Below are 14,211 nucleotides of genomic sequence, written 5' to 3' on the forward strand. Positions count from 1 at the left end.
CGACCTGTGCTAAGGCGCACGCTACGCGAACAGACTAGAAGTCTGGGGCTATACAAACTAAACATCGACCTACTTAGTACCGTAGATTCTTTTTTCGTTCTAGAAAACAATTCTTCTAAGAAAAAATTTACCAGCAATATTAATCAAGTATTAAATTGTCGAGAATATGTTTTTTAGTATTCTTTTGGTTTTACTAATTTAATTAATTACAAACTAAATTCCGCTGCATCATCTTCATCTATACCGACATTTTTACCAACGGCTATAGGTTTGAATAGAGAACTTTGAATTAATTCACTGAATGTAATTTTCGGATTTTGGTGCAGGATATTCAGCACGCTAATAAAATCTCGGATGATTTCGCCGGGTGTGAGTAATGCGTCTGCACCTAGGCGGCTAACGATTTCTTGTAAGAATTCTTGTAAGTTGCGATCGCTCAACGTTTTATCATAGCCATAGTGAGTTACATGAATGTCTTTGAGGCGTTGTAACAGAGTTAAAATTTCAGCTTCACTCAACGGGTTTAAGCGAATCACAGGGCCTAAAAACTCCTGGACATTGGCTTGGGTAGCAAAACGGCTTTCCTTTGTGCGTCTGCGCCAAGCTTGGTCAGCAAAAAGTCCGCGATTTTGGTCTTCTAAAAACTTAGTTGTGCCACCGATAAAAATACCCAGATGCTCGGCTTTGCATTGCATGGTATCATTAAACATTGTCAGCAGTCTGTTGTAGTTTTTCTCGCGGGTGACAGTAGTAGATATTTGATACAAATTTACCGCTTCATCTAACAAAATTAATAAACCTTTATAGCCAATCTCGGCAACAAATTTAGCGAATAATTTAATGTAGTCATACCAACTTTCATCATCAATAATTACCCGCACTCCTAAAGCAGCCCTCGCTTCAATTTTGGTGCTGAATTCTCCGCGCAACCAACGCAAAGCTGCATTTTTTAAATTATCATCATCTAACCGATAACCACGCCAATAGGCAATAATGACGTTACCAAAATCAAAGCCATGAACTAAGTCTTCAATATACTGCACGACTTCTCGAATTTTGGCTTCAACTTGGTCATCAAAACCTTCATCATTTGGCCGCATATTAGTTTCTTTGGCCACTTCTTGCTGGATTTTGTTAATCCAACCTTCTAAAATTGAAACTAAAGCACCACCATCAGGGCGTGTTTTTGTGGAAAGGTGACTCATTAGTTCTCGATAAGTAGCTAAACCTTCGTTGTTGCTTCCTGCGAGGCGACGTTCTGATGATAAATCAGCATCGGCTACTACAAAACCTTGTTCCATCGCTCGGTTGCGAATCATTTGGAGGAGAAAGCTTTTACCTGAACCATAGTTACCAATAATAAAGCGGAATGCGGCGACACCTTCGGCAATGTCATCTAGATTTTGTATGAGGCTTTTAAGTTCTTGTTCTCGACCAACTGCTATATGTTCAACTCCTAGTCTCGGTACTACTCCCGCACCTAGGGAATTAATTAAAGCAGTGGAAATTTTCTTCGAGATTTTGAGCTTTGCCATGTACTTCACTAGATTTTATATTTCACGCAATAATAATTTTACGATAACAAGTAATATTAATTTGATGAGGCTTGCCTACTCATGAGGTCTTCGTACATAGCAATCATTTTGCGGATATTGTTCAGGTGTTCTTGATAAACTTCGGGAATGTCTTCTCCAGGCTCAATGATTAATTCGCCAATAGTATCATTGGCGCGGTCATTAATCGAATCAATTAATAAATTTGGCATGGTAATGTTGGCTTCAGCAATTTGTTTAATCGCCGCTTTGGGGTTATCTGCTTGCAATATCGCTTTTAATACTTCTATTTCATGACCTGGTAATTTTTCTAATAAATTAGTCCATTCTTCAGGTAAATCTTCAATGATATCTTCTGAAGATGCTATTAAGTCGGCAAAAGGAAATAAATCAGGTTCCTCTTCTGAGCGGAGATTTACAGGTATATAGTCTAAATTAAGTGTTTCTGTTTGTTGGAGTAATTCCCAAACTTGGTTTTGTAATAAATCTCGTTCTGCTTGTAATATTGAAACTTGATCATTTAGCTGTTGTAGTTCTGATTCTTTATCTAATGTTTGCTGATTTAAATTATTCAGGGTACTAATGATGTCGTTTCTTTCGGTTATGGTATCGGCTAATAATTTATTTTGCTGAGAGACAACAATTTCTAGCTCTTGAATTTGAATTCGGAGTTCATACATTTTTTCCTCTAGCTGAGGCTTGAGCCTACCTAGTAAGGTTAAATTATTCTCCAGTTCTTGTTTATCTTGTCGCAGTTGATCAATTTGAGTTTGTAATTGGACAATTTCTGCATGAGACACATTACTGTGTAATTCTAAGCGGCGTTTTTCCGCTGTGAGGTTAGAGCAAGTGTGACTCAATTCTGTATTGGTTTGTTCTAGAGTTTGAATTGTAGTTTTTAAGTTATTAGTTTCAGTTTCTAATTGTTTTTTCTGCCCAGCAAAATTACTCAATTCTCGATGCAGACTATCTCTTTGGTTGCGAGATTCTGCAATTTGATTTTGGAGTTTTTGTGTCTCGCCATATAATAAGCTGCGATGTTCTTCTATTTGTTTTATTTCTCGATAAATGCGATTTTTTAAAGCTTCTTGCTCTTTAATTCGTTTACGCAAGGTTACTAACACTAACATTTCATGATGTCTACGGCGTTTATCAACAAATAATGCTGCGGCATAAGTAGCAAGTACAGTAATTATGCCTGTAATGAAAGCTTGACTAAAATTCCAGTTGGGAACCAGACTAAGCCCAAAACTTACACTAAAGGCAACTACACCTAAAAGAAATCGATTGCTGACCATTACTGCTTGCATATTGCTGGTGTTAATTCGTAATTCGTAATTAAAATTGTGGCTGAGGTTCAGAATTAATATTAGTTGTACTAAAGAGAGATATATCTGCTTTCAAAAAATCAATAAATTGCCGTGCTGTGCGTCCAGAACGACCGTTATGACGTGTTGCCCACTGTAATGCTTGATATTCTAAATCTTCTGGGCTGAGATTAATTTTTGCTTGTGCTGCTAAATGGCGAATAATTGTTAAATAAGTCTGTTGATTTGCTGGTTCAAAGGTTAAGGTCAAACCAAAGCGATCGCTAAATGATAACTTCTCCTGCATGGTATCCCAAGCATGGATTTCTTCGTGATCTTTGGGGGTGGGTCTATCGGCGAAATATTCCCGAATCAGGTGGCGGCGGTTGGAGGTAGCGAAGACAACTACATTTTGCGGCCTCGCAGTTAAATTCCCTTCTAAAACTACCTTAAGGGCTTTAAACGCATCGTCATCTTCCTCAAAGGAGAGGTCATCAACAAAGATGATAAATTTTTGGGGTAAACCGCGTAACTGTTCAACAATTTTAGGTAAATCTTGTAAGTCAGATTTGCCTACTTCTAGTACACGCAGTTGACGTTCTCCATACTCGTTCAACAAGGCTTTGACTAAAGAAGATTTACCCGAACCGCGACTACCATAAAGTAATACATGCAATGCTGTTTCGCCGCATAATAAAAACTCTGTATTTTTCAGCAAAGCATCACGCTGCCATTCATAGCCTACCAGGGTATTTAACTTGATTGGATCAGGATACGGAATACCGACAAACTGCCCACTTTGCCAACGTAAGGCGCGATACTCAGCAAATAAACCTACACCAAATTTTTGATAATAAGCAGCTAATTCTTCGACAGCATCAGCCCAATGTTCCCAGTCTGGTAAATTCAGGGTTGTATTGCTGCTGAGATGATGGTGTTCTTGATACCAAACTACGGGCGAAACAGGCAAATGAGCAACAGTCTGCACCCATTCGCTAAGACAAGCAGTGCTGCATTCATAAAGACTTTGTAATATCTGTAAATCATTTTGGGCGGCTGCAATTAAAGTTAGAGGTAACTCCGAGAAATCTTTTTGTTGCGCCATTCGGCTAAAGGGATTTTCACAAAGGAGAATTTGCGAAATTAAATGGTCTTCCCAATTTTGATTGCGTGCTGCTAAGGCGTGGAAGTAATTTCCGTAGGCTTGGAGACAACCCCTAGCGTCGGCATCAGTGTAACGTATTGCTTGCAACAGTTCCATAAAGGCGATCGCGGCTTCGCTCTGGAGAACAGATTGGTAGAGTAAAAGAGATGCTGTTTGACGCTGGAGAAATTGAACCTGGGCTAATAAAGTACTTGCCGTTGCCATCGCTGGAATATCCATCAATCAACTGGGTGATGTAGCTAAATAGCTATGGTAAATTGTCTGCCGACCTTGGCTGTAAAGTCAAAATCTACATAGGTTGTAACAATGAATTTAAGTATAATTGCTGCTTTTGCTTACGGTATCTTAGCAATTGTCGGTGGAATTATGGGCTACGTTCAGGCGCGGAGTAAAGTTTCGCTCCTCAGTGGTGGTATTAGCGGTTTGTTGCTGATTTTATCTGCTTACTGGCAACTTCAAGGGCAACCTTGGGGTTTGACTTTAGCGGTTTGTGTGACTGGAGTTTTGGTGGTTGTGTTTGCTGTACGGTTTGCCAAGACACGCAAGTTTATGCCTGCGGGATTGATGATTGTTTTAGGTGCATTGACGCTGGCTGTGATGGCGCATCAGCTATTGGGACGGTAAGAATATATGAGTTTTTTATAATAGTACATTTATATTATTGTATAGCTGTGGCGATCGCCTCATTGATGAGAAGTTACATCTGTATTGAACAACCTGGGAAATGGTTAAATTCTCGCCATAAATTCTTATAGAACCCATTTGACATCTTTTAGGGTATTGAAGTAAAGTGGCGGCAAAAGCCATATCCAGAAGCCATGCCGTACTCTAGCAGCCTAACAGATGAAGAATGGGAAATTCTAGAACCCCTACTGCCGACTATATTGCCTGCGAAGAAACAGACTAGACCCTCGAACTGGACAAAAAGAGAACTCTTAGATGGCATCTTCTATCAACTAAAGAATGGCTGCAATTGGGAAAACTTACCCCAGGACTTGCCCCCTTACTCAACTGTATACTGGCATTACAAGCAGTGGCGGGCCCAAGGAGTGATAGAAGAACTAATGAGAGTTTTACATGGACAAGTGCGTGAACAGGTAAAAAAAAGCCAAGTGGACGACGTTGATAATTATCGACTCTCAAGCGGTGAAAAATACCTGTAATGCTCGCATTACATCGAAAGGATATTGTTTCTACAAATCGACGAATGGCATTAAAAGACATCTAGCGGTTGATACCCTGGGTTTTCCCTTCTTTACTCACTGCACCAAAGCAAATGTGTCTGACGATATGGGTTTGATTGAGATGTTGACTAAAAACATCGATTATTTCCAATCGAAACCCGTCAATATTCCCAAAATCACCATTCTGCTAGACCACGGTTATCATCCTGAGTATTTGAGGGAGGAGCTAGAAAAAGTTTATCCCCAAATAATGACGAAAATCAGGTTTGAACTTTCGGCAAAACCATCAAAACAAGAAAAGAAAGAACTAGGGATATCTGGGTTTGTTCCGGTGGCTGCGAGGTGGGTAATTGAACGCTCAAATGCCTGGATGGAGAGATGCAAAATTCTTGTCAAGAACTTTGAGAGAACTCTAGTTAATGCAACTGCCAAGGTTAATCTTTGTTTTATTCGGTTGATGCTTAAGAGGCTGCAAGCCTCTTCTTAGATGTCAAATGAGTTCTATAACCAATTCCCAATTAAGACAAAAGCTGCCCAATGAACAGGCTTAGAGAATCGCTCATCGTGTAGAATTGCCAGTTGAGCTTGACGGAGAGCTTCTGCTTTCGTTACCTTTTTATTACGTAATTCTTGATAAAATCGGATCATTAACAAGGTAGTCGAATCATCTGGGACTACCCACAAAGAGCCTACAGTACTTCGCGCTCCAGCCCGGATTGCTACCCCTGCCATTCCTAAAGCTGCTCTTGTATCGCCTTCAGCCGTACTACAAGCACTCAGAACCAGTAATTCAATCGGCTGCCTATATCCTGTATCAGTCCGAAAAAATTCATCTAACTCTTTGGCATTGATTTTATCGTTATAAGTCAGTAGGAAAGTGTTTTCGGAACGGGAACTAAATTTGCCGTGAGTTGCAACATGAATAATTGAAAAAGGTAGCGAATTAATTGTTTGTGTGAATTTTGATTTAGTAAACATCTCATTCAGCAATATTTTTGCTGGAATTTGCTGACGGATACCCTTGAATTCTTCCTCAACTCCAGGAAGCGAATCAAAATCCTGCACAGATTTACTCAGACCGGCAGCCAAGATATTCAAGTTATCCAGTTTTATTGGTTTAGGATCTAGTAGCTGGAGACCGGGAGTTAAAGAAATACTATAATTTTTTTCAATGAGATATTGCTTGCCATCATAAAGAGCCGCCATCGGAATATTTTGCAGCACTCCATCTAGGACAAAAGTTAAGTTTTTGACGGGAAAGGCTTGAAGGTCTTTTTCCAGAGGAGTGATTAACCAGCTATATACTTTTTTAGAGAGTTCTTGCAAAGGGCGTTTTCTGGAACTCCTTCTACTCAGTTCTCCTCTTAATTCCTGAACAGTTGTCTCTATTTCTGATTGAGAAACTGGCATTGTATAGTGACGTAGATTTGCTTGAGATTCTTGAGGAGGGGAAAGAATAATTTCTAATCGGTTTGGTAAGATGACTGAGTAGATCACAGCCGTATTCACATCTACTTTATCTATCTCTTGGTTTTTGACTGTGGTACAAGCTTCTTGGAAAAAGTTATCGAGTTCGGCTAACTGTAGGTCTTCAATTGTCTGACGGGCTATTTTCAGGGTTTCTTGGCTAGGTTCTCCATTTTGCAGAAGTAAATCTACATATTCTCGATAAACTGGTTCGACTTGCTCTCGAAAGTCAAATTGAACATCAGAATTGAGGCTAACTAAATCTCCCCGGAGATTTTTCAGGGATTTGATTGCATTAGCATAAGCCGCGATCGCCGAAGGCGGGGCGTAGCCCATCGCACCTGCTTTATCCTCTTCTCTGAGTAACTTGCCTAACTGCCATTGCCACTGATAAGCTAAATCATCGGCTGAACGAATTTGTTTAGTGGCTTGTAACGCTTGCTGAGTATAGATTTTAGCTTTATCTTCTTGGTTGATTTTTCCATATAATTTCCCCAAACTACCAAGAGCATAAGAAAGCGATCGCCAATCTTCCAAAGAGTTCGCCTCAGCGATCGCATTTTCCAACAAAGTCATAGCTTCGGAAACATTGCTTGGCTTTTGAGCTAAACTTCTTGCAAAGTTGATTTTTGCGTAGATAGCTGTACGACTAGGAGATAAATTCGCCAAGGATTCCCGTATGGGAGATAATAATTCATCTGCATCTGACCATTTTTGTTGCTCAATGAATAAATCTCGTTGATTAAGTAGAGCTTGAATTTTGACGAGAGATGAAGTAGCGATGGGCTGCGCCCCACCTTCAATGATCGCGACTTGTTGATAAGCGACTAAAGCTTCTTGTTTGTAAATATTTGCCTTTTTATTATCTTTAAAGGTTGCTTCTCTTTTCGCCAAAGCGCGGTTTGTGTTACCCAAATTCAGCCAGACTTTACTGATATCTTGGGGTGACTTCCATTTTTGAGCAACTTCTAGGCTGGCTTTTAAAACTTCCTCAGACTGTTCCAGTTTACCCACGACTCGCAACACATTACCCAAACTCCGCAATCCTCGCCCTTGGGCTTCCCGAAATTTATCTGGTTTATTTTCCAGGAGCTTTTGTTTGAGGGAATTTGTCTGTGCGGCTGAGAGTTGACATTCTTGATTATTAAAACCTAACGCTTGAAGTAAAGTCTGACAGGCTCTAGGATACAAACCCAAATCTTGCAATGCCTGTGCTTGGTTAATTTCGCTAATTGCGGCACTAGGTTTATCCCCGATACTTGCATAGATTTTAGTGGATTTTTGCCAAGTTTCTAAAGCTGCTTGGGATTGTCCAATTTTTTGCTGTAACTGTCCTTGAATATCCAGAGTTTGGGCATATATGCGTTGTTGTGCAGTAGTTGTTTCCAGAGTTTTCAGGAGTTGCAGACTTTGAGCGATCGCTGTTTTGGCATCATCCCACTCACCTAGTTGCTGCTGAGTAAGGGAAAGATTACTCAAGGCCATTGCTTGATTGAGGTGATTTTTTTGTGCTGCAAAAGCGATCGCCGCTTGTTGCCAAACTTGAACTGCTGCGGCAAACTTTCCTGATTGATAAAGTTGATTAGCTTGTTTAATTAGAACTGAAGTATTTTGAGGAGATTGAGCAGTAGCTCTTGGTGGGGAAATTTGGGCAACAATAGACAGCAATCCTATTGAAAGAATACAGACAAAAACTGCTAAAATTAACTTCCTTGGAAAAAATTTCCAGAACCATCTTCTCTGATGCCCTTTTTTAAATTTCCCCATCACTTTTTGTCAAATTTAATTAGAAAATTCCAGTTTATGTGTTTAGCATATCTGAAATCATAACGATATTATCTGTTCATTCAGTATTCAAATGCGGCGAGATTCAATATTTTATCAACTATTTCAACAATCTCCTAGTTTACTATTTGAACTATTGACAAATCCGCCAGCAAATGCGGATGAATACAAATTCGACTCAGTTGCTGTCAAAGAACCCAAATTTGAAATTGACGGCGTGTTTTTGCCACCAGAAAGCAGCAGCCGAGGTGTAGTGTATTTCTGTGAAGTCCAATTCCAGAAAGATGAAAGGTTATATGAACGGGTATTTGCCGAATCATCATTATATTTCTACCGTAACCGCGACAGATTTAGCGATTGGCAAACAGTAATTATTTATCCATCGCGTAACATCGAACAAAGTGATCTTTATCCCCATCGAAACCAACTCAATGGAAACCAAGTACATCGAGTGTATTTAGATGAATTAGGAGATATTCGTGCTTTACCCGTTTGGGTGGGGTTGATGGTGTTAACGACGATAGATGAAGAAATTGCACCTTCCGAAGCCAGGTATTTGCTGGAGCGTGCTGCTGTTGAACAGCCGGAAACCGCAAGTCGCGCCATAATTGAGTTAGTCACAACCATCATGGTGTACAAGTTTGAGCAGTTAAGTCGCAAGGAAGTGGAATCAATGCTAGGAATTACACTCAAGGAAACGCGAGTTTACCGAGAAATTAAAGAAGAAGGACGAGAAGAAGGACTACAAGAAGGAGAACAAAGAGGAAGGGAAGTAGAGGGGCGATCGCTTATTTTCCGATTACTAACTCGGCGTGTGGGAGAATTATCTCCAGATGTGCGCCAACAGGTGGAAACTCTATCTCTAGAACAATTAGAAAATCTCGGTGAAGCACTGTTAGATTTTACCAGTATGGCTGATTTACTTTCTTGGCTAGAAGCATCAAGATAAATTTTCATGGCGATCGCTCCCATTACAACTTTATCGCGGCTGACAAGCAGTTAAATTCGTTTTTTGACGCTGAATGTTTGCATTACTAGGATCGTAGCCAACAAGGATAATCCTACCTTTTTCGTTACGTACCCATCCCTGGGCTGGCACAATTTTTTCAGAAGTCACAGCAGTTGGTAACGGAGAAGTCACACGGGTTACAGATTCTTCGCTTGGGGTGACTAAACCAACTTCCACTTCATCGCTGTTTGGGAATTGTTCAGGACTCGAAGGCAATCCTCCCCTTCCGGTGATGGTAAACTCGCTTTGTCGTCCTCGCTGACAAGCATTTTGGTTGATGAGAGTTCTGGGATCAACAACAGTTTCTGGTAAGTTGAGTAAACCTTGACTGGGATCAATCTCAGGGGTATTGATAGCTACAACTCCCTCAACGCCAAGTTCAGAACTGGCGGTAATTTGACTATCAGGCGAAAAGAATAGTGCTTGAGTGGTGATATTAATATTACCGCCCCTACCAGCAAAGGCATTGGCGGTGATGTCGCTATCTTGATTGGCAACTAAGAAAGTTGTATTGATGTTGATGTTACCACCATTGCCTGTGCCGTTGGCGGTGGCGGTGATGGGGCTATTATTCCGCAGGCGCAGGAGATTGGCAATGTTGAGGTTGATGTTACCACCTTCACCACTGGCTGTAGCGGCGGAGATGGTAGAACTGTTGTTGAGTGTGAGGTTATTTGCAGTTAAGAAGATGCTACCTGCATCACCTTGTCCTTGGCTGTTGACGCTGATTTGGGCGCGGTTGTTCAGATTAACTTGGTCGGGGTCGATAATAATGTTACCGCCGTTTCCTGTAGAGTTGGGGGTGGTACTAGAGGCGATCGCGCTATTGGTTAAATTTAGATTATCTTGTATAGTCAACAAAATATCTCCTGCATTACCTGTTCCGTTGGTTGAAGCGGAGATTTCTACGCCATTGGCTAAATTTAAAGTTTGCGCGGTAATATCAATCCTGCCTGCATTGCCACTACCTGATGTTTCAACGATGATTCTACCCTCTCCCTGAATATCAATGACTTCGGGGGCGCTAATATTAATATTTCCGCCATTTCCCACTGCTGTTGTGGATGCAGAGATAAAACCGTTGTCGGTAAAGTTGATATTCAGGATGGGATTAATGCTGTTGGGGTTTAGAGTAAGATTACCTGCGGGTGATATCCCTTGAGTCTCCGCAAAAATGCCAAGCCTTCCTGATATATTCAGGTTGGATGTGTTGAGATTGATATTACCGCCTTGACGATTAGTCGCGGTTGCTCTAGCGGTAGCACTCAGTTCAGCATCTTCGCCAATATTCAGAGTATTTGTCGTAATATTAATATCTCCAGGGTTTCCTGCACCAGAAGTTTCCACGACTATTCTACTACCTTGACCAATATCAACTCTTTGAGGTGCGTTAATAGTAATACTACCAGCGTTACCTATACCTGTCGTAAATGCCGAGACTTCTGCATTATTTAAGATATTGAATATAGGGGTATTTATAGTAATATTTCCTGCATTACCAGTATTTTCAGTTTGAGCAAATAAACCACTATTACTATTTGCAATATTTACTGATTCTTTAGAATTGATGATAATATTTCCAGCACTTGAATTACTATTAGTCAAGGTTTCAATTCTAGAAGATTGATTGAGATTAATGCTTGCACTTGAAATATTTACATTACTTGCATTGATTCCTCCTGCTGTCAGAGTTCTAATTGTAGATCCTTGAAATAAATTTATAATATTAGAGTTAATATTAATTTCCTCTATATTTGAAGTTATCTCAGGATTAAGAGTAGCATTATTACCAATTTCCGCAGTTATTCTAGATTCTTCTAAGCTAATAAATTGAGTTGGGTTTCGCCCATTGTTAATAATGATACTACCAGGCTTACTTTGATTAGAATTTGTTAAACTTGATATTCTACTAGCTCCTTTCAGAGTTAATTCTCCAGTTGTAATTTCTATATTACCTGCATTTCCCTCTGTATCTTGTGCCTGAGAAAATATACCAGAAATATTTTGAACTGATAATTTAGGTGTTGTTATCCATATATTTCCGGCATTACCAATCACCTCAGTCAATAAAGCAGTGCTTACTTCACTATTAATAAATGAACCACCCTCTAACATTATATTATGTTCTGCTGTAATTTTAATATCTCCCGCATCTCCCACTCCTAAAGTATTGGACGCTATTTGTGATAAATTGATTACTTCGATAGATTTGGCATAAATCTCAATATTACCAGTATTTCCTATTTGTGTGATACCACCAATTTGTGAGGATATATCACTGGGAGAATTGGTAATAAACGAAAAGTTATCTAGTCTGATATTATCTGCCGAAATATTTATATTTCCACCATCACCTCGACCGAAAGTAATAGCAGAGATTTGAGAGTTATCAACTAATTCTAAATTTTTTGTAACAATCTGAATATCTCCAGATTTGCCAATTCCATTTTGTCCCAATCCACTAGTAATACCAACAGTAATAAAATTCTCATCTAATAAACCATTAGATTTAATCGATTCAGTTGCAGTAATGTTAATATTTCCTGCGTTGCCACGTCCATCTTGAGTTGACTCGATAGCTGAACCATTATTAAGCTCTAGCATGTTTGTTTCAACTACAATACTGCCTGCATTTCCTACAGAACCTAAACCTGAAACCCTGGAACTAATAAAGCTGCGTTCAAATAGAGAACTACTTTCTAATTTTATTGCTTCTGTAGCTTTTATCTTAATATTACCAGCACTTCCTATTCCTAAACTTAAGGTGGAAATAATACTGTTATTTAGCTCCAGATAACGAGTTTCAATATCAATATTATTTCCTATCTGAGAGTTAACCTGTGTGTCAGAATTTTCCACAATAGAAGCACTAATTATCCCATCAACAATACTACTTTCGTTATTTAAAATTAATGTTCCCGAAGCTATTATTTTTATTTTGCCTGTTCTTCGTTCATCCTCTAATCCAGTTATTTGAAAAACCCCAGTATTTAATATACTATTATCTATAGTAATATCATTGCCAATTATATTGATATTTCCCTCTTTTCCTGTAGCAGAAACAGTTGCATTTGTTATTAAAATATCACCACCACTTTTAATTAAAATTTTTCCACCACGTAAAAATGATTCTGCATCAATAATTCCATTAATACCTATATTATTCCTTGAATCAATAGTTATACTACCACCATTACTTAGTTCTAATGACCCTGTTTGTATTGCTTCGTTAAATAGAGGAAAAAGGGAATTTGCAACATTAATACTACCTAGCAAACTTAAATTAGGTTGGTATTGATTAGTTAATAAAACATTACCTGTTATTTTTGTACCTTCAAAAAGACTTGTACTAAATAAGATTGCTCCCACATTAATATCTGCATTTATAGGAGTAACTGAATCAAGATTAAGTCCTAAAAAAAAGTCATTGCCACTTTCTGTCATGGAAGGGACACCAAGAAATTCGGGTTTCACTCCTGCACGAATATCTAAAGTTGGTTGACTTTTCCCATCAATAGTGATTTGTTGTCCATTAGATAAAGTGATATTTTCCACTAACCCAAATTGTGGATCTGCACCTGTGATCAGAATGAATCCTGGTATGGTTACACTTCCCCCTGCGATTATGTGTAATGATGCACCTTCATAAGCACCGATAAAAACATCTCCAGTTGTCCGAATTATGGGATCGTGCGGACTAGATAAATTTCCTAAACTCCCATCTAATTGCTCAATCCGAAAATTACCGCCACTCCAGTAATGTGCATCTCCGCCTACGGTGTTAGCCGATCGCAACACCAAATCTCCACCAGAGAACAAACCACTGTTAACATGATTTAACGCGAAGATATCTACAGACTCATTCCCCTGAATTAATAACTGATTTCCCGCCGCCGCAATGAAGGGTTGTTCTACACTATCCCTTACTGTCACGGTATCTTGGGCTTGGAGAGTTAAGTTTCCTCCCGCCTGGATTATTCCTGATAAGTTGAGATTCTGTGCTTGGAGGGTTAAATCCTTACCGACTGTTAAATTACCAGCATTGTGAATATCTCCCGCATTCTCCCGAAATCTCAAGCCAATGGGAATATTCACATTTAATAATGGCGGCGCTTGGGGATTTGTGGCGCTAAACTCCAAGTTATTGCCAAATGTTAAACTATCTGCTGTAGCGGCGACAAAGGAACCTTTAATATCTAATCGGGCAGTAGAACCAAAAGAAATCCCGTTAGGATTAATCAAGAATAAGTTGGCATTACCTAAAACCCCCAATGTTCCTAAAATGTTGGAAGGGTTTCCCCCTGTGACGCGGGTGAGGATGTTCTGAATGGCTGGAGGATTGGCAAAATAAGCACCTCTCCCTGCTGGAATATTGAACTCTGAAAAGCTGTGGAATAGGTTCGCGCCTCTGGTTGCGCCCCCGGTAATCAAGTCGCTGTTAATTCCTTGAATTGTTTCTTGTCTGATGGTGGAACTCTCTACCCCTAATGTGCTATCGGGAGTGATTTGGGCTGTAGCAGCATCACAAAAAAAACTACCCAAAGCAACTAAAGGAGCTACCAACAGAAACGGGAATCTATCAGCCATAACCACCATTTTACTATTTTGCGATACTACCTATTGCGCTTTAATGCAGATGCAAGCAAGCAATCTCAGAGTATTATCAGTATTATTACGGCTATTTTATTATTTTAGGCAAAAAACTTCATACTTAACCTCAATCAACAACTCTGCGCTCCTA

General features: G+C 39.5%; 9 protein-coding genes. 4 read left to right on the forward strand and 5 right to left on the reverse strand.

Annotation, left to right across the window (positions count from 1 at the left end; genetic code table 11):
- Positions 1-206: 206 nt before the first annotated feature.
- Genes NOS7107_RS02840 through NOS7107_RS02850 form a run of 3 tightly spaced genes read right to left on the reverse strand, consistent with a single transcriptional unit; the run spans position 207 to position 4,229 of the window.
- Positions 207-1,535, reverse strand: a complete 1,329-nt coding sequence (locus NOS7107_RS02840) for an ATP-binding protein (protein WP_015111478.1) — start codon at positions 1,533-1,535, stop codon at positions 207-209.
- Positions 1,536-1,591: 56 nt separating this feature from the next.
- Positions 1,592-2,863: a tellurite resistance TerB C-terminal domain-containing protein gene (locus NOS7107_RS02845; RefSeq protein ID WP_015111479.1), complete on the reverse strand. Its 1,272-nt coding sequence runs from the start codon at positions 2,861-2,863 to the stop codon at positions 1,592-1,594.
- A gap of 28 nt (positions 2,864-2,891) precedes the next feature.
- Entirely contained in the window at positions 2,892-4,229 is a 1,338-nt protein-coding gene (locus NOS7107_RS02850) for an ATP-binding protein (RefSeq protein WP_015111480.1), read from the reverse strand.
- 102 nt (positions 4,230-4,331) lie between these two features.
- On the opposite strand from NOS7107_RS02850, the gene NOS7107_RS02855 reads away from it, so the two are divergent.
- The 3 genes from NOS7107_RS02855 (at position 4,332) to NOS7107_RS02865 (ending at position 5,696) form a co-directional block, all read left to right on the forward strand.
- A complete protein-coding gene (locus NOS7107_RS02855) occupies positions 4,332-4,649 on the forward strand; it encodes a TMEM14 family protein (RefSeq protein ID WP_015111481.1) in 318 nt (105 codons plus the stop codon).
- 194 nt (positions 4,650-4,843) lie between these two features.
- Positions 4,844-5,188, forward strand: coding sequence for a transposase (locus tag NOS7107_RS02860; RefSeq protein ID WP_015111482.1), 345 nt, complete (start codon positions 4,844-4,846; stop codon positions 5,186-5,188).
- Complete coding sequence (locus tag NOS7107_RS02865; RefSeq protein WP_015111483.1) at positions 5,148-5,696, forward strand: transposase; 549 nt, start codon at positions 5,148-5,150, stop codon at positions 5,694-5,696. The genes NOS7107_RS02860 and NOS7107_RS02865 overlap by 41 nt, the downstream gene beginning before the upstream one ends.
- 14 nt (positions 5,697-5,710) lie before the next feature.
- On the opposite strand, the gene NOS7107_RS02870 is transcribed toward NOS7107_RS02865, so the two are convergent.
- On the reverse strand, positions 5,711-8,344 hold the full coding sequence (locus NOS7107_RS02870) for a CHAT domain-containing protein (RefSeq protein ID WP_157373929.1): 2,634 nt from the start codon (positions 8,342-8,344) through the stop codon (positions 5,711-5,713).
- Between the two features lie 190 nt (positions 8,345-8,534).
- Between NOS7107_RS02870 and NOS7107_RS02875 the strand changes: the two genes are divergently transcribed.
- The gene (locus NOS7107_RS02875) at positions 8,535-9,410 is read left to right on the forward strand and encodes an Rpn family recombination-promoting nuclease/putative transposase (RefSeq protein WP_015111485.1); all 876 of its coding nucleotides are present in this window, start codon (positions 8,535-8,537) and stop codon (positions 9,408-9,410) included.
- Between the two features lie 30 nt (positions 9,411-9,440).
- Here NOS7107_RS02875 and NOS7107_RS02880 read toward each other — a convergent pair whose 3' ends face one another.
- Positions 9,441-14,057, reverse strand: a complete 4,617-nt coding sequence (locus NOS7107_RS02880; protein WP_015111486.1) for a filamentous hemagglutinin N-terminal domain-containing protein — start codon at positions 14,055-14,057, stop codon at positions 9,441-9,443.
- Positions 14,058-14,211 lie beyond the last annotated feature (154 nt).

The organism is Nostoc sp. PCC 7107 (assembly GCF_000316625.1).
Taxonomy (GTDB): domain Bacteria; phylum Cyanobacteriota; class Cyanobacteriia; order Cyanobacteriales; family Nostocaceae; genus Nostoc_B.